This is a genomic window from Haemophilus parainfluenzae (assembly GCF_003252725.1).
Classification (GTDB): Bacteria; Pseudomonadota; Gammaproteobacteria; order Enterobacterales; family Pasteurellaceae; genus Haemophilus_D; species Haemophilus_D parainfluenzae_L.
On sequence record NZ_QEPO01000007.1, the window covers coordinates 1 to 26719 of the forward strand.

The 26719-nt window shown below is 39.5% G+C and carries 20 protein-coding genes, 2 tRNA genes and 2 rRNA genes; 19 read left to right on the forward strand and 5 right to left on the reverse strand.

From position 1 onward, the window contains the following. The first annotated feature begins 43 nt into the window (after positions 1 to 43). The 5 genes from rrf (DPV85_RS08010) (at position 44) to mazG (ending at position 1395) form a co-directional block, all read left to right on the forward strand. Positions 44 to 159, forward strand: a 5S ribosomal RNA gene (gene rrf / locus DPV85_RS08010). A 50-nt stretch (positions 160 to 209) separates the two neighbouring features. Continuing rightward, a 5S ribosomal RNA gene (gene rrf / locus DPV85_RS08015) occupies positions 210 to 325 on the forward strand. 14 nt (positions 326 to 339) lie between these two features. Beyond that, positions 340 to 416: transfer RNA gene (locus DPV85_RS08020), tRNA-Asp, on the forward strand. A gap of 15 nt (positions 417 to 431) precedes the next feature. Beyond that, positions 432 to 507, forward strand: a tRNA-Trp gene (locus DPV85_RS08025). A 99-nt stretch (positions 508 to 606) separates the two neighbouring features. After that, positions 607 to 1395 (forward strand): nucleoside triphosphate pyrophosphohydrolase, encoded by a 789-nt coding sequence (gene mazG, locus DPV85_RS08030; protein WP_111327663.1) that lies wholly within the window; start codon positions 607 to 609, stop codon positions 1393 to 1395. A 36-nt stretch (positions 1396 to 1431) separates the two neighbouring features. Here mazG and DPV85_RS08035 read toward each other — a convergent pair whose 3' ends face one another. Continuing rightward, positions 1432 to 2226 (reverse strand): sulfite exporter TauE/SafE family protein, encoded by a 795-nt coding sequence (locus DPV85_RS08035; RefSeq protein ID WP_111327664.1) that lies wholly within the window; start codon positions 2224 to 2226, stop codon positions 1432 to 1434. Between the two features lie 213 nt (positions 2227 to 2439). Between DPV85_RS08035 and DPV85_RS08040 the strand changes: the two genes are divergently transcribed. From DPV85_RS08040 to DPV85_RS08080, 9 genes are all read left to right on the forward strand, one after another. After that, positions 2440 to 4152: a solute:sodium symporter family transporter gene (locus DPV85_RS08040; RefSeq protein ID WP_111327665.1), complete on the forward strand. Its 1713-nt coding sequence runs from the start codon at positions 2440 to 2442 to the stop codon at positions 4150 to 4152. Positions 4153 to 4201: 49 nt separating this feature from the next. Next, positions 4202 to 5647, forward strand: a complete 1446-nt coding sequence (locus DPV85_RS08045) for a sulfatase family protein (RefSeq protein ID WP_111327666.1) — start codon at positions 4202 to 4204, stop codon at positions 5645 to 5647. Between the two features lie 38 nt (positions 5648 to 5685). Continuing rightward, on the forward strand, positions 5686 to 6273 hold the full coding sequence (locus DPV85_RS08050) for a Crp/Fnr family transcriptional regulator (RefSeq protein WP_111327667.1): 588 nt from the start codon (positions 5686 to 5688) through the stop codon (positions 6271 to 6273). Positions 6274 to 6294: 21 nt separating this feature from the next. Then, positions 6295 to 7440: an anaerobic sulfatase maturase gene (locus DPV85_RS08055; protein WP_111327668.1), complete on the forward strand. Its 1146-nt coding sequence runs from the start codon at positions 6295 to 6297 to the stop codon at positions 7438 to 7440. Positions 7441 to 7477: 37 nt separating this feature from the next. Beyond that, positions 7478 to 7807 (forward strand): DMT family transporter, encoded by a 330-nt coding sequence (locus DPV85_RS08060; protein WP_014064309.1) that lies wholly within the window; start codon positions 7478 to 7480, stop codon positions 7805 to 7807. Positions 7808 to 7939: 132 nt separating this feature from the next. After that, positions 7940 to 9604, forward strand: coding sequence for a bifunctional metallophosphatase/5'-nucleotidase (locus tag DPV85_RS08065; protein WP_111327669.1), 1665 nt, complete (start codon positions 7940 to 7942; stop codon positions 9602 to 9604). 110 nt (positions 9605 to 9714) lie between these two features. After that, on the forward strand, positions 9715 to 11250 hold the full coding sequence (locus DPV85_RS08070; RefSeq protein ID WP_111327670.1) for a subtype B tannase: 1536 nt from the start codon (positions 9715 to 9717) through the stop codon (positions 11248 to 11250). Between the two features lie 144 nt (positions 11251 to 11394). After that, positions 11395 to 12066, forward strand: a complete 672-nt coding sequence (rpe, locus tag DPV85_RS08075) for a ribulose-phosphate 3-epimerase (protein WP_111327671.1) — start codon at positions 11395 to 11397, stop codon at positions 12064 to 12066. A 12-nt stretch (positions 12067 to 12078) separates the two neighbouring features. After that, a complete protein-coding gene (locus tag DPV85_RS08080) occupies positions 12079 to 12753 on the forward strand; it encodes a phosphoglycolate phosphatase (protein WP_032822351.1) in 675 nt (224 codons plus the stop codon). 46 nt (positions 12754 to 12799) lie between these two features. Here DPV85_RS08080 and DPV85_RS08085 read toward each other — a convergent pair whose 3' ends face one another. Beyond that, complete coding sequence (locus DPV85_RS08085; RefSeq protein ID WP_111327672.1) at positions 12800 to 13597, reverse strand: SAM-dependent methyltransferase; 798 nt, start codon at positions 13595 to 13597, stop codon at positions 12800 to 12802. A 174-nt stretch (positions 13598 to 13771) separates the two neighbouring features. On the opposite strand from DPV85_RS08085, the gene purL reads away from it, so the two are divergent. From purL to DPV85_RS08100, 3 genes are all read left to right on the forward strand, one after another. Continuing rightward, positions 13772 to 17665 (forward strand): phosphoribosylformylglycinamidine synthase, encoded by a 3894-nt coding sequence (gene purL / locus DPV85_RS08090; RefSeq protein WP_111327673.1) that lies wholly within the window; start codon positions 13772 to 13774, stop codon positions 17663 to 17665. 202 nt (positions 17666 to 17867) lie between these two features. Next, positions 17868 to 18497: a YkgB family protein gene (locus DPV85_RS08095; RefSeq protein WP_005646193.1), complete on the forward strand. Its 630-nt coding sequence runs from the start codon at positions 17868 to 17870 to the stop codon at positions 18495 to 18497. 300 nt (positions 18498 to 18797) lie between these two features. Continuing rightward, positions 18798 to 19829 (forward strand): hypothetical protein, encoded by a 1032-nt coding sequence (locus DPV85_RS08100; protein WP_111327674.1) that lies wholly within the window; start codon positions 18798 to 18800, stop codon positions 19827 to 19829. A gap of 71 nt (positions 19830 to 19900) precedes the next feature. Here DPV85_RS08100 and glpQ read toward each other — a convergent pair whose 3' ends face one another. From glpQ to glpT, 3 genes are all read right to left on the reverse strand, one after another. Continuing rightward, positions 19901 to 20986, reverse strand: a complete 1086-nt coding sequence (gene glpQ, locus DPV85_RS08105; protein WP_111327675.1) for a glycerophosphodiester phosphodiesterase — start codon at positions 20984 to 20986, stop codon at positions 19901 to 19903. Positions 20987 to 21003: 17 nt separating this feature from the next. After that, positions 21004 to 21915: a hypothetical protein gene (locus DPV85_RS08110; RefSeq protein WP_111327676.1), complete on the reverse strand. Its 912-nt coding sequence runs from the start codon at positions 21913 to 21915 to the stop codon at positions 21004 to 21006. Between the two features lie 93 nt (positions 21916 to 22008). Beyond that, positions 22009 to 23448: a glycerol-3-phosphate transporter gene (gene glpT, locus DPV85_RS08115; protein WP_070592571.1), complete on the reverse strand. Its 1440-nt coding sequence runs from the start codon at positions 23446 to 23448 to the stop codon at positions 22009 to 22011. Positions 23449 to 23739: 291 nt separating this feature from the next. On the opposite strand from glpT, the gene glpA reads away from it, so the two are divergent. Continuing rightward, positions 23740 to 25431 carry an anaerobic glycerol-3-phosphate dehydrogenase subunit A gene (gene glpA, locus DPV85_RS08120; protein WP_111327677.1) on the forward strand — a complete coding sequence of 564 codons (1692 nt, stop codon included), beginning with the start codon at positions 23740 to 23742 and terminating at the stop codon, positions 25429 to 25431. After that, positions 25421 to 26710, forward strand: coding sequence for a glycerol-3-phosphate dehydrogenase subunit GlpB (gene glpB / locus DPV85_RS08125; RefSeq protein WP_111327678.1), 1290 nt, complete (start codon positions 25421 to 25423; stop codon positions 26708 to 26710). The genes glpA and glpB overlap by 11 nt, the downstream gene beginning before the upstream one ends. Positions 26711 to 26719: the final 9 nt, after the last annotated feature.

The window sequence follows — 26719 nt, forward strand, 5'->3', positions numbered from 1 at the left end:
ATAGCGGAGCAGAGAGAAATAGAAAAGTTATTAAAGGAATAATCCTGGCGGCGATAGAGCGGTGGTCCCACCTGACCCCATACCGAACTCAGAAGTGAAACGCCGATGCGCCGATGGTAGTGTGGGGTTTCCCCATGTGAGAGTAGGACACCGCCAGGTACTTTTTATTTTGTTAGTTTATTTTTAGAGTAAATTAACAAAATAAAAATTTTGGCAGCAACAGTGCAATGGTCCCACCTGAATCCATATCGAACTCAGAAGTGAAACATTGTTACGCCGATGGTAGTGTGGGGCTTCCCCATGTGAGAGTAGGTCACTGCCAATTATACCTTATTTAGCGGAGTGGTAGTTCAGCTGGTTAGAATACCTGCCTGTCACGCAGGGGGTCGCGGGTTCGAGTCCCGTCCATTCCGCCAATTCTTAATACCAATAGGGGCGTAGTTCAATTGGTAGAGCACCGGTCTCCAAAACCGGGTGTTGGGAGTTCGAGCCTCTCCGCCCCTGCCATTATTCCATATCAAATTATCTCTAATTTTTGTAAGAATATTGTCTATTTTGCTATTCGTTTTATACTAATCGCACTTTTAGTATTTCAGAGATATTCTTATGTATTATTCAATTCAAGATTTTATTCAATTAATTGCGCAATTACGTAATCCTAATGGCGGTTGTCCTTGGGATCTTAAACAAAATTATGAATCAATGATTCCCTGTTTAACCGAAGAAACTTATGAAGTCATTGATGCCATCCAAAAGAAAGACATTGCTAATTTAAGGGAAGAGCTTGGCGATCTTTTATTACAGGTTGTATTTTTTAGTCAGCTTGCTTCTGAAGATGGTTATTTCACATTTGATGATGTCCTTAATGATATTTCTAAAAAGATTGTGCGTCGTCATCCTCACGTGTTTGGAGATGCAACAGCAGGAAATGAAGAAGAGGCATTAGCTCGTTGGAATAGTATCAAAGCACAAGAGAAATCAGTTCAAGAAAAACGTTCTATTTTAGATGATATTCCGAATGCTTTTCCTGCATTGTTAAGAGCACAAAAAATGCAAAAACAATGTTCAAAGATTGGATTTGATTGGGATGATGTTGAACCTGTATTAGCAAAAGTTGAAGAAGAATTGCAAGAAGTAAGGGATGAAATCAATCAAACTCTTCGTAATCAGGAAAAAATAGAAGATGAAATTGGGGATTTATTTTTTGCAACGGTTAATTTATCTCGACATCTCAAATGTAATGCAGAAGAGGCTTTGCGTAAGGCGAATAATAAATTTGAACAACGTTTTCGTAAAGTAGAAGAAAAAGCATTGGAACGAGGTTCATCAGTTAAAGATCTTTCTTTAATTGAAATGGATATCCTATGGGATGAAGTGAAAAGAGAAGAAAAATAATTGAAATGGCAGAGGGAGTTTTCCTCTGCCATTTTTTTATTTTATAGCATGGATAAGTAACATATAGGCACTAATCACCAGTAAAATAATGCCTAATAGTTTTTTGACTAAGTGCGGTGATAATTTACCTCGGATTTTCATTGAGAAAAATCCGGTTACAAAAGCACTTAATACAACAATAATCACAATCGAAAAATTGACATAACCAATTTGCCAACCAAAGTGATAAGTTGAGTTTTTTGAAAGATAGCCATAAAGGCTACCTAGCCCACCAATAAACATCATTGCATTGGTATAAGGGGCAATTTGATGGACTTTAACGGATTTTAACTGACCAATTAAAGGTGCCATAATTGAGCCTCCTCCAATGCCGGTCATGCCAGCAATAAATCCACCTACCGTTGAAAGCCCTATCCCTTTAATCGTTTCATCTTCTGTAGATTGCTGAGTTATTGCGGTTTCTTTACTAAAAATAGTACGAATTGCCAATAGGGAAAGCGTGATAACAAACACACTGATAATAGCAATATCAGGTACATAAAAACTGGATTCGAATCCTAGCTGCACACCAATAATCATACTCACAGACCAAATGAGCATCGCTTTGTAATTAATCGATACTTTTTGTTTGTAAAAATAAATTAAGTTAATAAAGGATGATCCCATGACAATCGTCAATGATGTCGCAGCAATCATTTGTAAGGGAAACTGTGGGAATAAGGTGTAGAGAATAGGCACCATCAATACGCCGCCACCAATGCCAAAAATGGCGGACATAATATTTGTCATCACACCACATAAAATTAAAATAAAAATTAACTGTAAACTCATTTAAAACTCCTTTTTTGTGGGAGTACGGCATTATTATTCTTTTGGATAAATAAATAATTTATGATCTTGCTCATAATTATCTATAAAAACAGACTTTATTTTAATTTTGTGATCCTTCTCACACAATCAGTATGACAATTATCATATGCTCTTTATACACCTAGCAGTAGTCTATAAATGGAATTTAATAATGGCTTCTACAAGGAGGAGCGTATGCTATTAACAGTTTCGAGTTTCCTCATCGTAACGGCTTTAGTGGCCTATGTTTCATGGCTACGTACTAAAAACGATGATTTAACCACCTCGAAAGGTTATTTCTTAGCGGGACGAGGATTAAGCGGTATTGTGATTGGTTGCTCAATGGTGCTGACCTCTCTTTCAACAGAGCAATTGATTGGCGTGAATGCCGTTTCTTATCAAAACAACTTTTCTATTATTGCGTGGACAGTACCAACTGTGATTCCGCTTTGTTTCTTGGCACTTTATATGTTGCCGAAATATTTGCGTAACGGTTATACCACCATTCCAGAATTCTTTGAAAATCGTTTTGACCGACAAACTCGTTTGATTATGTCAGGGTTATTCTTAGTCTTCTATCTTTTAATCGTTATTCCGACCGCACTTTATACCGGAGCGATTGCCTTTAATAAAATCTTCAATCTAGAAACTATTTTCGGATTAAGTTATGCGCAAGCAATTGTCTATACTGTAATTGCTATCGGTGTAGTTGGTGCGATTTATGCGATTTTTGGTGGGTTAAAAGCGGTAGCCGTTTCCGATACTATCAATGCCGTAATTTTAGTGATTGGTGCATTGCTTGTGCCTGTATTTGCATTGCTTTATTTAGGTAATGGTAGCATTTCTGAAGGCTTGAATATTATCACTACCACTCACGTTGAAAAATGGAACGCCATTGGTAGCTCAACAGACTCTACTCCTTGGCCAACAATTTTTACCGGTATTATGGTTGTTCACTTCTTCTATTGGACAACGAACCAAGCTATCGTACAGCGTTGTTTAGGGGCGAAGGATTTAGCATCGGGTCAAAAAGGGATTTTGATTGCTGCACTTTTCCTACTCACATTACCGATTATTCTTAATTTACCGGGTTTATTGAGTTTCCATATTTTAGGTGAAGGCTTAAATCCAATAGATACATCTTATCCATTGTTGGTTAATAAAGTGATGCCGACTGCATTGCAAGGTTTCTTTATTGCGGCACTTTTCGGCGCGATTTTAAGTACCTTTAACTCATTCTTAAACTCTGCAGCGACCATTTATTGTAAAGACTTATTACCATCTATCAGTAAAAAACAACGTACTGATCAAGAATTGATCGTCTATGCGAAAAAAGTCTCTACCATTATGGCGATTGTGACCATGATTATTGGCCCACTTTTGATGTTTGGTACAGATGGTATCTTCTTAATCACTAAACGCTTTGCCGGTTTTGTGAATATTCCAATCGTGGCGCTATTTGCTGTGGGTTTATTTAATAAAACGGTTTCAGGCTTGGCTGCACGTATTGCTTTACTTGTACACGTAGTACTTTATTTCAGTATTGTTTGGGTGTTCAATGTGAAAATCAATTTCGTGTATGTGATGGGCGGATTATTCGTATTTGATGTTGTCTTCATGTTGATTTTAGGTCAATTCTTAAAACGTGAGCCTTATGTAGAAAATACCGTCAATAAAGGCGACGTGGATTTAACCAATTGGAAATACATTAAAGTGACGTCTGTTTCATTAATTCTTGGTTTAATTGCGCTTTATGCATTCTTATCACCAATTGGTATTGCTTCACCAGATGGCAATCCAATGTTAGTGTTGGAAGTGTATGCGGTATTACAACTCATCGTGTTGATTGTCTTTAGACCAAAAAATGAAAAAACAGAACATCAATTACATCTTTCTAACCAACATTAAGAAGTCGGGCGTACATCACGTACGCCCTTAAAATAGATAAGGATTGTGTATGAACATTATCTATATTTTACTCGACCAAGTGCGTAAAGATATGCTGGGTGCTTATGGTCACCAGATCGTTAAAACCCCGAATATCGATCGTCTAGCTAAAGATGGCGTGCGTTTTAATAATGCTTTTACACCAGCTTCCGTTTGTGGACCTGCACGGACATCACTCTTTACTGGTTTAATGCCGTCCACACATGGCATCATTCGTAATGGTGAAAAAGGCGGTACAGGTGAAGTGAGTGAAGCTGCACCAAATATCGGTAAACTAGATGGCTATAACACCTATGTCGTAGGAAAATGGCACGTTGGGACAAAATCCGTACCAGAAGATTACGGCATTAAAGGGCATAACTTTGATGGCTATGGTTATCCAGGCAGTGGCGTGTATAAAAATTTAGTGTTCAACCAACCGCCAACACATTCCAATCGTTATAAAGAATGGTTAGATGAAAAAGGTTATGAGATCCCTGAAGTGAGTCGTGCTTATTTTGGTGATAACCCACATTTACGGGTGCAAGAGCTTTGTGGGTTGCTTTCAGGCACAAAAGAACAAACCATCCCGTATTTCATTATTGATGAGGCGAAAAGCTATATCAGCCAATCGCTCACTGAAAATAAACCGTTCTTCACATGGATTAATTTCTGGGGACCGCATACACCCTGTATCGTGCCAGAACCTTATTATTCTATGTATCGAAAAGAAGATGTGGTACTAGATGAAAGCTTCTTCAAACCACTAGAAGGCAAACCAGGACACTATCGTACTATCTCTAAAATGTGGGGGATGTGGGAGGCGAGTGAAGATCATTGGAAAGAGGTTATCACAAAATTCTGGGGCTATATTACCCTGATTGATGATGCAATTGGTGAGCTCTTTGCTTTCTTAGAAAATAAGGGCATTTATGACCGCACTTTTATTGTGGCAACCGCGGATCATGGTGATGCGATGGGTGCTCATCGAATGATTGAGAAAGGGGAGTTCATGTTCGATACCACCTACAACATCCCGATGATTATCAAAGACCCGAATTCAAATCGTGTTAATCAACAAGATGATAATCTTGTCTATCTCCATGATTTAACCTCTACCGTTTATGATTTGGCTAATCAGCCGATTCCTTCTGCCTTTGAAGGAGAAAGTATTTTGCCGATCGTTCGTCAACATCAAGATAATCAACGCAAAGGGATATTGGCACAGTTAGCGGGGCATTTCGTCTATTTTGAACAACGCATGTGGCACCGTAAAGACTATAAATTAGTGTTTAATGCTTCGGACATTTGTGAGCTTTATGATGTGAAAAATGATCCAACTGAAATGCATAATTTGTTCTACAAACCAGAATATGAAGCGGTCAAAAAAGAGATGCTAGAAGAAATGCGTCAAGAAATGAAACGCTTAAATGATCCATTAGAAAACTGGGTATATCGGATTATCAACGAAGTGTAAAACCAATAAAAAAATGACCGCACTTTTAAGGGACGATTATGGAAAATTGCGCAATCAAGCCTACTGAGTTATCACATTGTCAGCTTACCGAGTTACATCACTTGCCGAAAGGCTCCTTCTTGTATCAACAAGGTGAGGCGGCACATGAGTTTTATTATGTGCAAGCTGGCTTGATTGGCTTATTTCATACCCTTGAAAATGGCAAGGAAAGCTTGGTGCGGTTATATTCCAAAGGGGATTATTTTGGTTTCCGAACCTTATTCTCCATGACGGATAAACACTATCATTGCAATGCTAAAGTCTTAATTGATGCAGAGATTATTCGCATCAAGCCCAATGTAGTAAGTGAGTTTTTTACGCATAATACGGTGATGAGCCAATGTTTATTGCAGATCTTGGCAGATGAACTACGCGAAGCCGAAGAGCGTTTGGCAAAAAGTGCCTATTTACGCACCTTAGATCGTGTGATGGATAGTTTATATTTCCTCAAACAAAACTTTCCTGATTATAATTGGACGTATCGCGAAATTGCAGAATATGCTGGCTGTGAAACGGAAACCGCGATTCGTATTGCAAAAGAACTCAAACAAAATGGCGCATTTGATCGAATATCAGGTCATGAATAATGTTGTAACAAAGGATGGTTGATGTCTGTTTTTCCACCACAAGCTCACTTTCACTTAATGGCGAAACCAAGCAGTTTTCACTGTAACATTCAGTGTGAATATTGCTTCTATTTGGAAAAATCAGAACAGTTTGGGCAACATGCGCCTTTTATGTCAAAAGACACCTTAAAACATTACGTCAAAAACTATATCCAATCTCACGCTGGCAATGTAGTTGAATTTGCTTGGCAAGGTGGCGAACCCACTCTTTTAGGCTTAGATTTTTATCGACAAGCCGTTGAATATCAGCAGGAATTTGCTCAAGGTAAACAGATCTCAAACGCCTTTCAAACCAATGGTATTGCCCTTAATCAGCAATGGGCTGCATTTTTCAAACAGCATCATTTTCTCATTGGGCTTTCTATTGACGGTTTAAGTGCCGTGCATAATCGTTATCGAATTTCGGGTAACGGCAACCCCACTTTTGAAAAAGTCGTAAAAGCATTAAATCTGCTGCAAGAATATGGCGTGGAATTTAATACGCTTACCGTCATTAATGATCAAAACTGGCAAAAAGGAAGAGAAACTTATTTAGCGCTCAAACAGCTTGGCTCGGCTTATATGCAGTTTATTCCTATTGTCGAACGTCATGCACAAACACAATCTGTCACCGATTTTTCAGTACCATCAGAAGGTTATGGACAATTTCTCGTGGATGTCTTTCATGAATGGTATGAGCATGATGTAGGAAAAATTTATGTGTCGCAGTTTGATAATCTGCTTGGACAATGGCTTGGTTATCCTTCTACAACCTGTGTTCATCAACCTACTTGCGGGCAATCGCTTGTCACGGAAGCCAATGGCGATGTGTATGCTTGCGATCATTTTGTGTATCCCGAATACAAGGTCGGAAATTTAACTCAGCAACCTTTAACAGAGATTGTGCTTTCCAGTAAACAGCAACAATTCGGTTTAGAAAAATTACAAAAATTGACCGCACTTTGTCAGCGTTGTGAGTTTCGTAAACTCTGTTATGGAGGCTGCCCGAAACATCGTTTTGTTTCTCTCGAAAATGAACCCAATCCACATAATTATTTATGTGCTTCTTACCGTTATTTCTTTGAACAAACGGCGCCTTATATGCAAGCGATGGCTCGCCAAATTCGGTTACATCCATCAGCCACTTAAGGTAGAATAGCATTTTCTACTTTACGTTTTGATTGATATGAATCCTTGGACATTACTCGCTATTTCGATTTGCCTTGAAATTGTGGCAACGAATTTATTAAAAGTCAGCGATGGCTTTACCAAACTTTTACCTACAATTGGATCATTAACCTTATATGCCATTTCATTTTATTTTGTCTCTCTTGTATTCCGCACCCTTTCCGTGGGCTTGGTTTACGCCATTTGGTCGGGAGTTGGCATTGTTTTGACGGCCATTGTGGCGTATTTCGCTTTTGGTCAGAAAATCGATACCGCTGGGCTGATTGGTATGGCATTGATTATCAGCGGTGTTTTAGTGATTAACTTGTTTTCTCAAACAGGGCATTAATCCTCCAAATGAAATGTGGTCAAGCTCACAAATTTTATTTTTCTTCAAAATAAAATTATGTTGGTAATCAATTCATCGCTATAATTCTCCAGCATTTTTAACCGCACTTTGTGCAACTTTAAAGGAAATTCTATGAAAAAATTACTTTGCTCATTATTTGCGCTTTCTGCAATTAGTACTGCAATGGCGCAAGAAGTGAATATTAAATTATTAGGGACCTCCGATGTTCACGGTCGTATCGTACCTTGGAGCTATGGTGCAGACGTAGAGGACAAATCAGGTTCTTATGCACAAATTGCAACTTATGTGAAAGATGTACGTAAAAATAATAAAAACGTGGTGTTAGTGGAAGTTGGTGATGCGATCCAAGATAACCAAATCGATGTGTTCGCAAAAGATAAAAAATATTACAAAGATCACCCAATTCCAAAAGTATTAAACGAAATGAATTATGATATTTTCGTATTGGGTAACCACGAGTTTAACTTTGGGATGAAAGCATTAGATGAAATCCTAAAAGATATCAAAGCGAAAAAATTAACTGCAAACTTCTATCATAAGAAAAATGACAAACGTTATATCGATGCGACAACCATCATCGAAAAAGATGGCGTGAAGTTAGGGATTATTGGTTTAAGTACCCCAATGTCAGCAAAATTTGAAGAAGACACGGGCAACTTAAAAGACATGAAATTTACTTCACCGACAGAAGAAGCGCGTACACAAGTTGAGAAATTAAAAGCAAAAGGCGTGGATGCGATTATTGCGGTGACCCACATGGGTATCGATAATGAAAACAATATTCCTGATACCGGTATGCGTGATGTGATCAATGCAGTAGATGGTATTGATGTGGTTATTGCAGGTCACATGCACAAAGATGTACCAAGTGAAACCATTAAAAATACACTAATCACTGAGCCACACCGTTACGGTACCGTGGTATCTGAAGTGGATTTAACTTTTGATATCAACGATAAAAAAGAAGTGAAATTAGTGAAGAAAGAATCTAAAACGGTTCCAGTTAAAGCACTTGAAGCAGATAAGAAAATTGTGGAAATCTACAAACCTTATCACGAGAAATTACGTGAATTAAACAACGTAGTAATCGGTCAAACAGCGAATGAAATGGTACCTCAAGAGACTAAACACGGTGTATCTGCTGCATTCTCAAAAGATACTGGTTTATCTTCATTTATTAATGATGTTGAACAATATTACAGCGGTGCAGATGTGGTGACTTTCTCTTTCGACCATCAAAAAGCACGTATGGATAAAGGCGATATCAAGAAAAAAGACATCATCTTTAACTATCGTTATGCTGGCGGCGATGTCACCGTTTATGAAATGACCGGTAAACAGTTGAAAGAATATATGGAATGGTCGGCTAACTACTTCGATACCATCCAACCGGGTGACACCGAATACCGTTACAATGCGGAACGTAAAAAATCAAAATATGTGACTTATGACATTTTTGGTGGCGTAAATTACAAAATTGACTTACGTAATCCACAAGGTAGCAAAATCGTTGATTTAACCCTTGCTGACGGTAAACCGGTAACTGATGATATGAAATTAAAAGTGGGCATGAACTCATATCGTTTCGCTCAATTAAACGGTAAAGGTGGTATTTGGGAAGGCCAACAAATTCCAGTACTTTGGGAATCTAAAGTGGCAATGGGCCGTGAAAAAGGCACGATCCAAAATATGATGATCGATTACATCACCAACGTGAAGAAAGGTAAAATCGATGGTCAATCTCACAACCGTTGGGAAATCATTGGATTAAACTAATCTAAATAAAACACCGAAGGCACAAGCTTTCGGTGTTTTTTTATGCGCTTCCCGAACTTTCGTTTTTCCTGGTAGTCAGACGAACAAGATTTATCAGTAAGGATATTTTAATGAAAAAAGCCACTTTTCTTGCAACCTTTATTGCACTTACACTTTCAACCTCAACACTTGCTATGCCAAATAAACCCGATCCTCTAGCCAATACCCCTTATTTTAATCAAACAGACAAGGGATTCGATCTTAAATTTACCCCAAAAAACTACCGCACTTTAGAGATAAAAGTAGGGGATTCATCAGTTAAATTCCGTGCCTTTGAAAAGATTGTGTACGTGGCAAATCCTATCGAGCCAGATTATCAAACCTTAAATATTTATGTTCCGGAAGCTTATTTTAAGGGTGAAAAAATAAATGGTTATTCAGCTGAAACGGCGCCAATCTTTTTACCTAATGCAGTCGGTGGCTATATGCCGGCTAAAGCGGCAACTTATGATGCTAAAGGTTTTGGCAGTGGCGATAAACCGAATGCCATTGTGACTGCACTTTCTAAAGGATATGTGGTAGCGAGCGTAGGTGCGCGTGGCCGTACTTTAGAAAAAGACGGTAAATACACGGGTAAAGCACCTGCAGCAATTGTTGATTTAAAAGCTGCCGTTCGTTATTTGCACGCGAATGATAACGTGATGCCAGGTGATGCGAAGAAGATTATTTCTAACGGTACCAGTGCGGGTGGCGCATTATCTGCTTTACTAGGTGCAAGTGGTGATAGCAACGATTATGCCGATTATTTAAAACAAGCTGGTGCAGCCGAGGCGAGCGATACTATTTTTGCGGTATCGGCTTATTGTCCTATTACCAATTTAGAGAATGCAGACAGTGCTTATGAGTGGGAATTTAACGGTGTAAATGAATATAGCCGTATGGATATGAGCCGTTTGAATGCCAATAGCTATAATGACCGTTCGCGAGTAGAAAAAGCCAAAATTGAAGGGACATTGTCTGCAGATGAAATCAAGGTTTCTGATCAACTTAAAGCGGCGTTTCCAGCTTACTTAAATAGCTTGAATTTAAAAGATGAAAAAGGCAACGCCTTAACGTTAGATGCACAAGGAAATGGCTCTTTCAAAGATTATATGCGTTCAGTGATTGCTTCATCTGCAGATAAAGCCCATAAAAACGGTGCCTCTTTTGATGGTAAACCTTGGGTGAAAGTCAGTAAAGATGGTGTAAGCGATATTGATTGGGATGGCTATGTTCACTCCGAAAAACGAATGAAATCTCCCCCTGCGTTTGACGCATTGAATTTGAGTTCTGGCGAGAATAATTTATTCGGTACGGAAACGGTAAATAATAAACATTTTACTGCATATTCACTGCAACACAGCACTGAAAAAGGTGAAATGGCGGATAAACAAATCGTGAAACTCATGAATGCTATGAATTATCTCGATCAGAGTAAAACGCAGCATTGGCGCATCCGTGCGGGAACATCAGATCGTGATACATCTCATGCGATTAGTGCGATCTTAGCAGTGAAATTACGCATGAATGGTAAGCAAGTTGACTATCAAACTCCTTGGGGTGTACCTCATTCAGGAGATTATGATCTCGATGAATTATTTCAATGGATTGATAGCATTTCAAAATAACTGAAAAACCAACCGCACTTTGAGGCAATTGAATCAAGTGCGGTTATTTTTTCTTTGTTTTCAGCTAAAACTTGCAAATAATCAAGGTAAAATTGAGTTCAACGTAGTAAACTACAAGCACTTTTATCCTTTAGGAGATGACAAATGAAACCTTATTTAATCGCCCCTTCTATCCTTTCTGCAGATCTTGCTCGTCTTGGTGATGATGTGCAAAACGTATTGAATGCCGGTGCGGATGTAATTCATTTTGATGTAATGGATAATCACTATGTGCCGAATTTAACCTTTGGCCCCGCCGTGTGTAAAGCTTTGCGTGATTACGGTATTAAAGCACCTATTGATGTGCATTTAATGGTGAAACCCGTCGATCGTATCATTCCTGATTTTGCCAAAGCCGGTGCAGATTACATTACATTTCATCCTGAAGCCAGTGAACATATTGACCGCTCTTTACAGCTCATTCGTGATCACGGTTGTAAATCTGGTTTAGTGTTTAATCCAGCGACGCCATTAAGTTATTTGGATTATGTATTAGATAAGGTGGATGTGATTTTGTTAATGTCCGTGAATCCAGGATTTGGTGGTCAATCTTTTTTACCTTCCACATTGAAAAAATTACAACAGGCACGTCGTCTGATTGATGAAAGTGGTTTAGATATCCGTTTAGAAGTTGATGGTGGGGTAAAAGTAGATAATATTGCAGAAATTGCCGCAGCCGGTGCAGATATGTTTGTGGCAGGCTCAGCGATTTTTGGTAAACCAAATTATAAACAAATCATTGATCAAATGCGTACGCAATTAGCGTCAGTAAAATAAAAGGTAGTATTAATGAAGACTCAATTTAAAGTTATCGGTTTTGATTTAGATGGTACGCTCGTGAATAGCTTGCCGGATTTAGCATTATCTGTGAATTCAGCATTAGCGGATTTTGGTTTTGCACCAGCATCAGAAGCACAGGTTTTAACTTGGATTGGTAATGGCGCACCTGTATTAATTGCGCGTGCTTTAAAATGGACGGAAGAGCAAACAGGTAAAACATTCTCTGAGGCTGAAATCGAGCAAGTGAAAGAGCGCTTTAATGTGCATTATGCTGAAAATCTTTGCAATGTGAGTCGTTTATATCCAAATGTAAAAGAAACATTGGAAACTTTGAAAGCTCGTGGTTATACCTTAGCTGTAGTAACGAACAAACCAACTCGTCACGTTCAGCCTGTATTGGCGGCATTTGGTATCGATCATTTATTCAGTGAAATGCTTGGTGGACAATCATTACCGGCGATTAAACCACATCCAGGCCCATTGTATTATTTGTGCGGTAAATTTGGCGTAGAACCTCGCCAAGTATTGTTTGTAGGTGACTCTCGAAATGACATTCTCGCGGCACATTCAGCAGGTTGTCCGGTTGTGGGGTTAACTTACGGATACAATTACAACATTCCGATTGCTGAATCAAACCCAGATTGGGTGTTTGATGACTTTGCGAAGTTATTAGAGATTCTTTAATCTATCTTAAAGCGTAAAATGCGGTCAAAAATGACCGCATTTTTTCTTAAACCTCCCACCAAATCAACGCCCATTTACGTTGTCCGTGTTTTATCGGTTCATTGGTTATTTGTTTTTGTTGATAGAATTTTGCTAAATCTTGTTTTTCTTTTTCAGTGAGATTGCCGAGAGAAAACTCCACAGAATTTAATAAATCCTCAAAGGTTTCACCTTGGAAATGGCCTGATTCGGTTTCAATAAAACTCACATTCGCGTGAATGCCTTTTTGGTAAAGGCGATTAACTAAATAAATATAAGTCGGAAAGCCCACATCATCACGACCAATGGCTTCAAATACGCCTTCATCGAGAAAATGACGTTGTGTCACCGAGGTTAAAAAGACGCGTTTTTTCGCCTTACTTTGCAGCTTTTCAATCATGTCATCCAAATCATCCACAAGCGTCGAGCGAGAGGCGAGTATCACATCCGCTTGAGGCACATCATCCCAGTTATCCGACCATGATTTATGTAGAAGGGTAATATTATTCAGTTGATGCTTCTCTTTATATTGCTGCACCATATCCAACATTCCTTGGCTGTAATCGAGGGCATACACAGCTTGGCATTGTTGGGCTAAAGGAATCACAAAGGTGCCGGGGCCACAGCCGATATCTAATACGGTTTCATTGGGTTGCACATTCATGGCTTTAAGTAAGGTCTCGTTATAACGACTTGGTTTGCCTACTAAATTCTCAGCCATTTTAGGGGCTTTTTTATCCCACTTTGTGGACGGAAGATTATAGTGATTACAGTCTTTCAGATGTTGTTGATAGAGATCGTTGAAATTGATGTCATTGATGATCATAGTGACGCCCCAAAGTGCGGTTAGTTTTAGGATTGTTTTAAATTGCTTGATGATTATATGCTTTCTCCCATTTAAAATCATTTGAAAATGATTGACGCAAACGTTTTCGTTTTGGTGTTTTTCCTTTATAATAGCCCGCGATTTTTACCTCAAACACAACTCAAAGGTACCCGTATGTTTCAAACTTTTCGTGGCTCACCCGCCCTTTCTGAATTCCGTATCCAAGGCTTAATGCAAAAATTCCAACAAAATCAATTACCGGTGAAATCGGTTTATGCTGAATATTTGCATTTTGTGGAATTAAATCGACCGCTTGTTAGCGAGCAGGAAGCTAAGTTAAAAGCATTGTTACATTACGGCCCAACCTTGGCTGAACACGATGCCAAAGGCGAAACTTTTATCGTGATTCCACGCGTTGGCACGATTTCTTCTTGGTCTTCTAAAGCGACCGATATTGCGCATAACTGTGGTTTAAGTGAAGTGGAGCGTATTGAGCGTGGTTTGGCGTATTATTTTGAGTTAAGCCAACCGCTTGATGAAAAAACAACAGAAAAATTGACCGCACTTTTACATGACCGAATGATGGAAACGGTGGTGCGCAATCCGCAAGATGCGGAAATTTTATTCCGTCATCAAGATCCGAAACCGTTTAAAACGGTCGATATTTTAAAAGGTGGACGTGAAGCCTTGGCCACAGCCAACGTAGAATTAGGTTTGGCACTGGCAGAAGATGAAATTGATTATTTGGTGGAAAACTTCACCCAATTAGGGCGCAATCCGCACGATATTGAACTTTATATGTTCGCACAAGCCAACTCTGAGCACTGCCGCCATAAAATCTTTAATGCGGATTGGATTATCGACGGCAAAAAACAGGGTAAATCCCTGTTTAAGATGATTAAAAATACCTTTGAGAAAACCCCTGATTTCGTGCTTTCAGCCTATAAAGATAATGCTGCAGTAATGGAAGGCTCAAAAGTCGGCCGTTTCTTTGCTGACCAAGATGGGCAATATCGCTATCACAATGAAGATGCACATATCTTAATGAAAGTGGAAACCCACAACCATCCAACGGCGATTTCGCCATTTCCAGGTGCGGCAACAGGTTCAGGCGGTGAAATTCGTGATGAAGGTGCAACAGGTCGTGGTGCAAAACCTAAAGCAGGTTTAACCGGTTTCTCTGTATCAAACTTAGTCATTCCAAACTTTGAGCAACCTTGGGAAAATCCACTTTCCAAACCAAACCGTATTGCTTCAGCCTTAGATATTATGATTGAAGGCCCATTAGGTGGCGCAGCATTTAACAATGAATTTGGTCGCCCTGCGTTATTGGGTTATTTCCGTACCTATGAAGAGAAAGTCAACAGCTTCAACGGCGAAGAAGTGCGTGGTTATCACAAACCGATTATGTTAGCGGGCGGTATCGGTAATATTCGTGGCGAACATGTTCAAAAAGGCGAAATTCCAGTCGGTGCGAAATTGATCGTATTAGGTGGCCCAGCAATGAACATCGGCTTAGGCGGTGGGGCAGCTTCTTCCATGGACAGCGGGAAATCAAAAGAAGATTTAGATTTTGCCTCTGTTCAACGTGAAAACCCAGAAATGGAACGCCGCTGCCAAGAGGTGATTGACCGCTGCTGGCAATTAGGTGATGAAAACCCAATTCTCTTTATTCACGATGTGGGTGCTGGCGGTTTATCCAATGCGATGCCTGAATTGGTGCACGATGGCGAACGTGGCGGTAAATTTGATTTACGCTCCATCCTTTGCGATGAAAAAGGCATGTCACCATTGGAAATTTGGTGTAACGAATCGCAAGAACGTTATGTCTTAGCGGTTGCGCCAGAAAAACTCGAATTATTTACCGCACTTTGTGAACGTGAGCGTGCGCCGTTTGCGGTCATTGGCGAGGCAACTGAAGAAAAACATTTAACCTTACACGATAGCCATTTCGACAATAATCCAATTGATTTGCCAATGAATGTGTTATTAGGTAAAACCCCGAAAATGACGCGTGAGGTTTCGTCAAAAACTGTCGAAAATCGACCGCTTGCAACGGAAAATATTCAATTAAAAGAAGCCTTCCATCGCGTATTACGCTTACCGGTGGTGGCAGAAAAAACTTTCTTAATTACTATTGGCGACCGTTCGGTAACGGGTATGGTGGCGCGTGATCAAATGGTCGGTCCGTGGCAAATTCCCGTGTCTGATGTGGCTGTCACAACTGCATCATTAGACAGCTATCACGGTGAAGCCATGGCAATGGGCGAACGTGCACCCGTGGCATTATTAGACTTCGGGGCTTCTGCACGTTTAGCGGTAGCAGAATCCATTACTAACATTGCTGGCACCAACATTGGCGATATTAAACGTATCAAACTTTCTGCAAACTGGATGTCGGCAGCGGGTCACGGTGGTGAAGATGCCGGCTTATATGAAGCCGTAAAAGCGGTGGGTGAAGAACTTTGCCCAGCATTAGGTATTACCATTCCAGTGGGTAAAGACTCTATGTCGATGAAAACAACTTGGGAAGAAAATGGTGAGAAAAAATCAGTAACAGCTCCGCTTTCTCTAGTGATTTCATCTTTTGCCCGCGTGGAAGATGTCCGCAAAACCGTGACACCTCAATTACGCACAGACAAAGGCGCAAGCCGTCTATTGTTAATTGATTTAGGCGAAAGAAAAAATCGCTTAGGCGCGACTGCACTTGCGCAAGTGTATAAACAATTAGGTGACAAACCAGCCGATGTGGTGAACGTAGCCAAACTGAAAAACTTCTTTGATGCAATGCAAGCATTGGTGGCAGAACGTAAATTATTGGCTTACCACGACCGTTCAGACGGTGGTTTAATTACTACGCTTGTAGAAATGGCATTTGCGGGTAACTGTGGCGTGGATGTGGATATTTCTGCATTAGGCGACAATGATTTAGCCGTGTTATTCAATGAAGAATTAGGTGCGGTGATCCAAGTATCAGAAAGTGAATTAAGCGCCGTGCGTGAGGTATTAAAAGCCCATGACTTGCTTGGCTTAACTTATGAACTCGGTTCTGTAAGCTCAGAAGATCGTTTTGAAATCACGCGCGGTAGCAAAAAACTATTAAGTGAAAAACGTTCTGAATTACGCGGTATTTGGGCAGAACTCACTCACCAAATGCAACGCTTACGTGATAACCCAGAATGTGCTGACCAAGAATTTGAAGCGAAAAAAACAACGGACAACAAAGGCTTATCCGCTCATTTAACTTATGATGTGAATGAAGATATTGCCGCGCCGTACATCAGCAAAGGCGTGAAACCGAAAGTAGCCGTATTGCGTGAACAAGGCGTAAACAGTCATGTTGAAATGGCAGCCGCTTTTGACCGTGCAGGCTTTGCGGCGATTGATGTTCACATGAGCGATTTAATGGTAGGCCGTTACAACTTAAACGACTTCAACGCGATGGTGGCTTGTGGTGGCTTCTCTTACGGTGACGTATTAGGCGCTGGCGGCGGTTGGGCGAAATCCATTTTATTTAACCCACAATTACGCGATCAATTCAGCCAATTCTTCGCCAATGAAAACACCCTTTCATTAGGTGTATGTAACGGTTGTCAATTTATCTCCACCCTGGCGGAAATTATCCCTGGTGCAGAAAACTGGCCACGTTTCGTGCGTAATAAATCAGAACGTTTTGAAGCCCGTGCTGCGATGGTGAAAATCAACGACACCAACTCATTGTGGTTTAAAGGCATGGCAGGTTCACATATGCCGATTGCAGTTGCTCATGGTGAGGGGCGCGTAGAATTCAAAACGCCTGAGAATTTGACCGCACTTCAAGCGCAAAACTTGATTGTGGCGCAATATATCGACAGCCATTTAAACGTGACTGAAACCTATCCGGCTAACCCGAACGGTTCGGCATTAGGTATTACCGCAATTTCTAACGTGGACGGTCGTATTGCCGCGATGATGCCACACCCAGAACGTGTATTCCGTGCCGTGAGCAATTCATGGTATCCAGAAGATTGGTCTGAAGATGGTGCTTGGATGCGAATTTTTAGAAATGCGAGAGTGAATTTCAAATAATGTGAAATTGATCACGGAAAATTAATTAAAAATAAGAGATACTAAGAAATTGGTATCTCTTTTTTTATTGCATAAATCTGATCAATAAAAAATACCAACAATATTAGCGAGTAATATTGTTAATGATTTATATAAATATTTTATATAAAAATTCTTGGACATTACGTCCGTTATATCAATTGAACTATATAAGGAGTTCTGAATGAGTAGTTTAGTTACATTGCTAGCTAATATTGTTGCGCCATTGCAACGTCAATTTATTAACTTTATCCGCATTGCCATTTGTGTTGTGATGGTTTGGATTGGTGGTTTAAAAGTTTGCCAATATGAGGCAGATGGTATCGCACACTTTGTGTCAAATAGTCCTTTCTTAAGCTTCCTTTACAAAAACGGTGCAAATGAAGTAACAAATGATAAGGGTGTTTTAGTAAAAGAATATACCTTATATAAAAACCCTGAAGGCAAAATGGTCGCAAAAAATATTGAGTGGCATAAAGCCAACGGCACCTATACCGCTTCTTATATTATTGGTGCAATCATTGTGACAATTGGTATTTTAGTATTAGCGGGCATTTGGTCTCCAACATTAGGTTTATTCGGAGGCTTACTCACCTTTGGTATGTCGATAGTCACGCTGTCGTTCCTGATATTTACGCCAGAAACCTGGGTACCTAATTTAGGCGGGGACTTCCCAACGCCTAATTATGGCTTCCCATATCTCTCAGGTGCTGGCCGACTCGTGATTAAAGATATTATTATGATGGCGGGTGGCTTAGTTGCTGCAGCAGAATGTGCGAAACGTTATTTAGAGAATAAAAAGCAGTTTGCTTAATAGCTAGATTTTAAAAGGCTTGCTGGGATAAATGGCAAGTCTTTTTTGTTATTAAGGAATAAAATTGAATAATAAAGAATGGTTTAATCGCATTCTCAAGCTAATCATTGTGATAATATCTCACCAATGTGTTCATAGTGGGTTATGAGTAATTCATGGTATCTACTAGATAAATTTTGAAAGGGGATCTAGATGCAGATTTTTAGAAATGTTAGAGTCAGTTTAAGTAGATAAATAAAAATAGCATATAATTCATCTACTATTTTTATATTTTCTTATAATTTTAAAATTGAGTTTATTATGTTCAGTTATCGTCATTTTAAGAAGTATGTTAAGAGATTTTTCCGTGAGCTTCCTAAGATAGCATTTATTTCATCTATTTTTGGATTTGTATTTTTTTGGGTTTATTTAAAAAATATATCTATGCTAGATGTATTTATGAAAATTGATATTTCAGCATATGGATTAGTTTGTGTCTTCATATTTTTTATGATGTTCTTTATCGTGCTTCTTTTACCTTTTTATAGTTTGGATATATTTTTTAGCGATAGAGATAGTTTTAATCTTGATAATAGGTTCGTTTACTCTATTAGCCAATCAATGATGATGTTGCTTCTACTCATTTTTTTATTTTCAATCACTTATGATTATCATAGTATAGGTTTTATTATTGTTGCTTTTGAGGCGTTGTTTTTTTCTTTGTTTATGGCTTTAATATCAATTTATATTAATTCTAGTATTGAAAATAGATATGAGATTTGTGATTTTATAAAAAGATATTTTTTATCTGGATTCTTGATTTTTCCTATTTTACTTTTTGTTTCAGATCTATCAGATAGAAATAATCAATTATTTTTATTTGTAACCTTATATTTTTTATGCCTCATTGTTAATGACTCTTTATCTTTAAAGTACTTTAAAAAAAGCGGTATTGGGTATTGTAAGTTTGCTGCGAGAGCCATATGTGTTTTCTTTATTCTTATAGTGAGTATTAATGGATTCAAAATACAGAGATTGGTACTGAAGTCATCTGGTTTAGCTCAGAAGCCAGAACAGGCAGGATGGTATTTAGTAAAAAATAAAGATATTTTAGATTTCTTTAATGCTGATTATTCTATTAAACTTCATAAAAATATAGCTGGTATAGAAAATTATTATATCAATGGATATCTTATATTTAATATTGGGAATGTAAGAGTAATCTGTCCAGATAATTTTGAAAAGATAGATGATAGAAGTTCTAATAATCAAGAATTGGATTTTTCTAAATGCTTAAATTTGACATCTGAAGATATCAAATTTATGGGAAAAGAAGCTCCTTTTGAGCTATAGGTTAAATGAAAAAAAGCGGTCAAAAATCACAACGAATTTTGACCGCTCTTTTTATTACTTTTACTTACGTATTATTTTTGTTTTTTCAAAAACTCAACGCCAGTATCTGGGAAGTCGGTGAATACACCGGTTGCACCAGATTTATTTAATAATGCATCGTACATTTGATTTACGTCAGTGAAGAATTCAGGTAACGCATCTTTACGCACGGTGTATGGGTGTAATTCCACTTTGTATTGTGCGAGTTCTTTCACTAATGGAGTGTACACGATGTTGCCTGGTTTAGATTTTTCTTTATCCACTAACATGTACCAGCCTGGGCCAACGCCATCCGCATATTTCACGACTTCTGCCATTGCACCTGGTTTGAACATCCAATCGTAATCGTAGTTCACCCATTTGCCTTTCGCGTCTTTTTCTTCAGTTTCATGCCAGTCGGTGTATGCCACTAATTGAACAAGTTTTAAATCCATGCCCATTTTTGGTAGCAATTCATTTTTGATACGTTTTAACTCATTGAAGTCGAAGGTTTGTAAGTAAACCATGTCAGATTTTTTGTCGTAACCGTATTTTTTCAACACTTTAAGGGTTTCAACTGAAATGTCTTTGCCGTTTTGGTGGTGGAACCAAGGTGCTTTGATTTCAGGATAGATACCCACTTTTTTACCAGTAGATTTTTCTAAACCTTGGATGAATTCTAGCTCATCTTCAAAAGTATGGATTTTGAAGTGGGATTTCCAAAGTGGGAAACGGCCTGGATATACTGCAACTTGTTTACCATCTTTGGTTTCAAAGTTTTCAGTCATATTTAAACTTTGAATTTCTTTCAAGGTGAAATCGATTACGTAGTAACGACCATCTTTACGATGACGATTTGGGAATTTTTTCGCCACGTCAGTTAAGCCGTCTAAGAAGTGGTCATGGATAACCACTAAACGACCATCTTTTGTCATCGCTAAGTCTTGTTCTAAGTAGTCTGCATGTTGTGCGAATGCAAGCGCTTTAGACTCAAGTGTATGCTCTGGTAAGTAACCACTTGCACCACGGTGAGCAATGATAATTTTGTCTGATTTCATAGTGTCCACAGAAGAGTGTGCGCTACATCCTGCAAGTACGCCTGCAGCTAATAAAGAAAGCGCTAAAGTTTTGAGTTTCATGGTGTGTTCTCCTTGATTTACTTATTACATCTTGGTTTCATGTCGTAAAAATAGATTTCACTAATTTCACGGTCATATCCTGGATAAAATCCTTTTGGCATCCCTAACACAATTTGTTTGCCTCGGTTTGCATGGACAAGTAGTTGTTTCGTTTTTGGATTAACATTCAAGCCTTCGACTTCGCCGACATCTCGAATGTCATTCAATGTTTTTTCTAAAACAACGCGAGCTTCATTATTTTTATCTGAAATTTCTACACGATAAATATGATCGGGTTCTTTTTCATCTGCCGTACCATCATCAGATGTGACGTAGAGATCTCCGTTATAGGCATAAACCCCTTGAATCCATTGTGGAACAGGTTGTAAATGCACTTTACGTTTATATTTACCGGTTGAAAGATCATATTCATATAAATAACGGCCACTTTCCTCACCAACCCAAGATGCCATCCAAACTGAATTGTGAACGGTATCTACGGTGATGCCGGAAACTTCGACTTGACCTGACTCAGGATTAAAATCAACTGATCTTTTTAATGCGAGGGTTTCGGGATCGTGAATCGCAATTTGAATATTTTTACCTACGCCGGCATCAAACCATTCGGAGGAAACATAAAGTTCATTGTTGTAGATATCAATGTCGCCAATGTGATTGGCTTCTTTTTGATAGCCGACAAAAGGATCTTTATTTTCTTTAATCAGTTTTCCATCCATATCGTATTTGGTGAGCGTTTTACTGCCCGATACATATAAATATTGACCATCAGTGGTAATGCCTTGACGTCCATTGACTTCAAGTACTTTGTCTAATTTATACGTATAAGCGGGGAGTGCTGAACGATAGGGCGCTTCACAAGTTTGATTTGCGAATGCTGCATTTGCCATAACTGCCGCGCCTAACATAATGGTTAATTTATTCAATTTCATTACATTATCTCCTTTTAAAGTGCGGTTAAAAATTCAGTTGTTTTTGTAATAAAAAAGGCGGCAAGCCTTCGCCTGTCGCCTTTAATTTATAGATTATTTACCGTAGGTATCACCTAATTTAGCTTTATGTTTACCTTCTTCAACCATTACGATGAAGAGTAATAACACCGCTAAGACACCACCACCGATCATGACGTAGAAACCGCCGTCCCAGCCATAGTGTTGTGCTGCCCAACCGATAACAGCTGATGCTGATACTGTACCGCCTAAGTAACCGAATAAACCGGTGAAACCTGCTGCTGTACCAGCTGCTTTTTTCGGTGCAAGCTCAAGCGCGTGTAAGCCGATTAACATTACAGGACCGTAGATTAAGAAACCGATTAAGGTCATTAATACGAAGTCAGTTAATTGATATGGGTTTTCATACCAAGCTGAGTAGTTTGCAAGCTCAGCTTCTGGTGTAGCTGGGTTCATCCAGTATGCTACAACCGCTGCTGTAGTTAAGATCATGAAGATGAAACCGGTTAAACCACGTTTACCTTTGAAGACTTTATCTGATACCCAACCACATAATAATGTACCTGGAACTGCTGCTAATTCATAGATTGTGTATGCCCATGCGGTACCTTTGATGTTGAAGTGTTTTACTTCACTCAAGTAAACAGGAGACCATTTCAATACGCCGTAGCGGATTAAGTATACGAATACGTTAGCAATCGCGATGTACCATAACAATTTGTTTTTCAATACATAAGTGACGAAGATTTCTTTTGTGCTTAAATCGTTTTCGTAGGTTTTTTCGTTATAGTCATCTGGGTAGTCATTACGCCATTTTTCGATTGATGGTAAACCACAAGATTGTGGAGTATCACGCATCACGAAGTAAACTGGAATTGCACAGATCATTGCCGCAATACCCGGATAGTAGAGGGATTGTTGCCAAATGTCTTTTGCTTGTGCTTCGATACCATGAGTGCTGAAGAATACGGCACTTGCTAATAGCACCATTGCACCCGGCATCATACCACCGATGTTGTGCGCGGTATTCCAGATAGATACGATAGTACCGCGTTCTGATTTAGACCACCAGTGTACCATTGTACGACCACATGGAGGCCAACCCATACCTTGGAACCAACCATTTAAGAAGATCATTACCCACATAATGGCAATGCCTGAAGTTGCCCATGGGAATAAACCCATCATGGTCATACAAAGACCAGAAAGCAATAAACCAAATGGTAAGAATACACGAGGGTTCGAACGGTCAGACATACCTGCCATGACGAACTTAGATAAACCATAGGCAAGACCGGCAGCTGAGCCGATAACACCTAATTCCGCTTTTGAGTACAAGCCGGCTTGAATTAAACCAGGTTGTGCCAAGTCAAAGTTTGCACGTACAAAATAGTAAGCGGCATAACCAAAGAAGATCCCTGCAAACACTTGCCAACGTAAGCGTTTATACGTGGAATCAATTTTCTCCGCTGGAAGTTCCGCAATATGCGGAGCGGGTTTAAATGGTCCAAACATAATTTCTCTCCAAAATCATTTTAATTATGAGTCCACCCCCATGATGGGGATAGCGTGCATGATAAAATAAAAATAGAAATTAAAAAGAGAAATAATTCAAAAATGTGATGTATTTCACAAAATATTTTTTAACAAATGAGCGAATTCGAAAATTGTGTGATCTATCTCACAAAATAGCTTTCTTTTTCGCTCAGAATGTTGTGAATTTAACCGCTCTCCCATACAATAGCCATGGAATTTGTAACAGTTTTTACGTTTCTTTTTATTAATATTTTGGCTTTGGGGGTAACAATGGGATTATCGCCTAATATGTATCGTGATGTGGGTGATTTTTCACCTATCTCGACGGATGTGATTATCATTGGTGGCGGTGCAACAGGAGCGGGGATTGCTCGTGACTGTGCATTGCGTGGAATTAACTGTATTTTATTAGAGCGTCGTGATATTGCGACAGGCGCAACAGGCCGTAACCACGGTTTGTTACATAGTGGTGCGCGTTATGCCGTAAACGATCAGGAATCAGCAGAAGAATGTATTAAAGAAAATAAAATTCTGCGCAATATCGCTCGTCACTGTGTGGATGAAACAGAAGGTTTATTTATTACCTTACCTGAAGATTCCCTTGATTATCAAAAAACCTTCATCGAAAGTTGTACCAAATCCGGTATTGAAGCTGTCGCCATTGATCCTAAACTAGCCCAAATTATGGAACCATCGGTAAACCCAGATTTAGTGGGTGCCGTTGTAGTGCCAGATGGTTCAATCGATCCTTTCCGTTTAACGGCTTCTAACGTGATGGATGCCACCGAAAATGGTGCGAAAATGTTCACTTATTGCGAAGTGAAAAGCTTAATTCGCGAAGGTGGCAAAGTAATCGGTGTGGATGTTTACGATCACAAAAATCGCGTAAACCGTAAATTCTTTGCGCCATTAGTCGTCAATGCTGGTGGTATTTGGGGACAAGGCATCGCAGAATATGCGGATCTCAAAATCAAAATGTTCCCGGCAAAAGGTGCATTACTTGTCATGGGGCATCGTATCAACAAAATGGTGATTAACCGTTGCCGTAAACCGGCAGATGCGGATATTCTTGTACCGGGTGATACTATTTGCGTTATCGGTACAACCTCTAGCCGTATTCCTTACGATCAAATTGACAACATGGAAGTGACTCCGGAAGAAGTGGATATCTTATTCCGTGAAGGGGAAAAACTCGCGCCGAGCTTGCGTCATACTCGTGTATTACGTGCTTATGCGGGCGTACGTCCGTTAGTAGCGTCTGATGATGACCCATCTGGTCGTAATGTGAGTCGTGGTATTGTGTTACTTGACCACGCAGAACGTGACGGCTTAGACGGCTTTATCACTATCACTGGCGGTAAATTAATGACTTACCGTTTAATGGCAGAATGGGCAACGGATCTCGTTTGTAAAAAACTCAACAAAACAGCACGTTGTACGACAGCTGAACGTCCATTGCCAGGTTCAAGCGAAAGCCGTGCAGAAACCAATCAGAAAGTCATTTCACTTCCAAGTACGATTCGTTATTCAGCCGTATATCGTCATGGTTCCCGTGCTACTCGTTTATTAGATAAAGAACGTCTCGATCGTTCAATGGTGTGCGAATGTGAAGCCGTGACAGCGGGTGAAGTCCGTTATGCCGTTGATGAATTAAATGTGAATAACTTAGTGGATTTACGTCGTCGTACTCGTGTGGGTATGGGGACTTGCCAAGCTGAGCTTTGCGCATGCCGTGCGGCGGGTTTAATGAACCGTTTTGAAGTGGCAACACCTCGCCAATCTACCATACAATTAACCTCTTTCATGGAAGAGCGTTGGCGCGGTATCGAGCCTATTGCATGGGGTGAAGCGATTCGTGAAGCCGAATTTACTTCGTGGATGTATGGCAGTGTGTTGGGCTTAAACGATGTTCAACCGCTTGAAACAGACAAACAGCAAGGGACGGATAACAATGAATTTTGATGTAGTGATTATTGGTGGTGGTCTTGCAGGTTTAACTTGCGGCATCGCCCTACAAGAACAAGGCAAACGTTGTGTCATTATTAATAACGGCCAAGCGGCGATTGATTTTGCATCTGGTTCATTGGATTTATTAAGCCGTTTACTAAATGGTGAGTTTGTTAAAAATATTCCTGAAAATTTGACCGCACTTGCAGCTCAATTACCGCAACATCCATACAGCATTATGGGTGCAGAACGCGTATTAGCGAAAGCGCAAGATTTTGAAAAATTGGCTGAGTCATTAAATTTGGATTTAATTGGCTCAAGTGCAGAAAATCATCTTCGAGTAACGGGTTTAGGTAGCTTACGTGGTGCATGGCTTTCACCAAATAGTGTGCCAACTGTACAAGGCGAAACACCATTCCCGTATAAAAAAATTGCAGTTTTAGGCATTGAAGGCTATCACGATTTCCAACCAGAATTATTGGCAGATAACCTTACACTCAATCCACAATTTGCTCATTGTGAAGTGAAAACAGGCTTTTTAAATATTCCTGAATTGGATCAGTTACGTGCAAATTCGCGCGAATTCCGCAGTGTAAATATTGCACAAGTTTTAGAATATAAACTGAAATTTGATGATCTTGTGGCTGAAATGAAAGAAGCCGCGAAAGGCACCGAAGCGATTTTCTTACCCGCTTGTTTCGGTTTAGAAAATCAAGAGTTTATGGAATCACTTCGCAAAGCAACTGGCTTGCCATTATTTGAATTACCAACCTTGCCGCCTTCTTTATTAGGTATGCGTCAACGTATTCAATTACGTCATCGTTTTGAGAAATTAGGCGGACTCATGATGAATGGTGATAGCGCATTAAAAGCACATTTTCATGGCAACAAAGTTCGTGCTATTCAAACGCGTTTGCACGAAGAGGAAGAAATCACGGCTGAGCATTTCGTCTTAGCTTCCGGCAGCTTCTTCAGTAAAGGTTTAGTCTCTGAATTCGATAAAATCTACGAGCCCGTATTCCATTCAGACATCATTGGTGTGGAAGGCTTTAAAGATACGGATCGTTTTACCTGGACAGATCATCGATTCTCAAATCCACAACCGTATCAATCTGCAGGTGTAGCGATTAATGCGCAATGCCAAGTCCAAAAGGGCGGTCAATTTTTAACGAATTTATATGCAGTGGGTAATGTGATTGGTGGTTTCAATGCACTGGAACTCGGTTGTGGTTCAGGCGTGGCAGTGGTAACAGCGCTTGCTGTTGCTGATGAAATTCTTCACAACACACATTAAGGAGGCGTT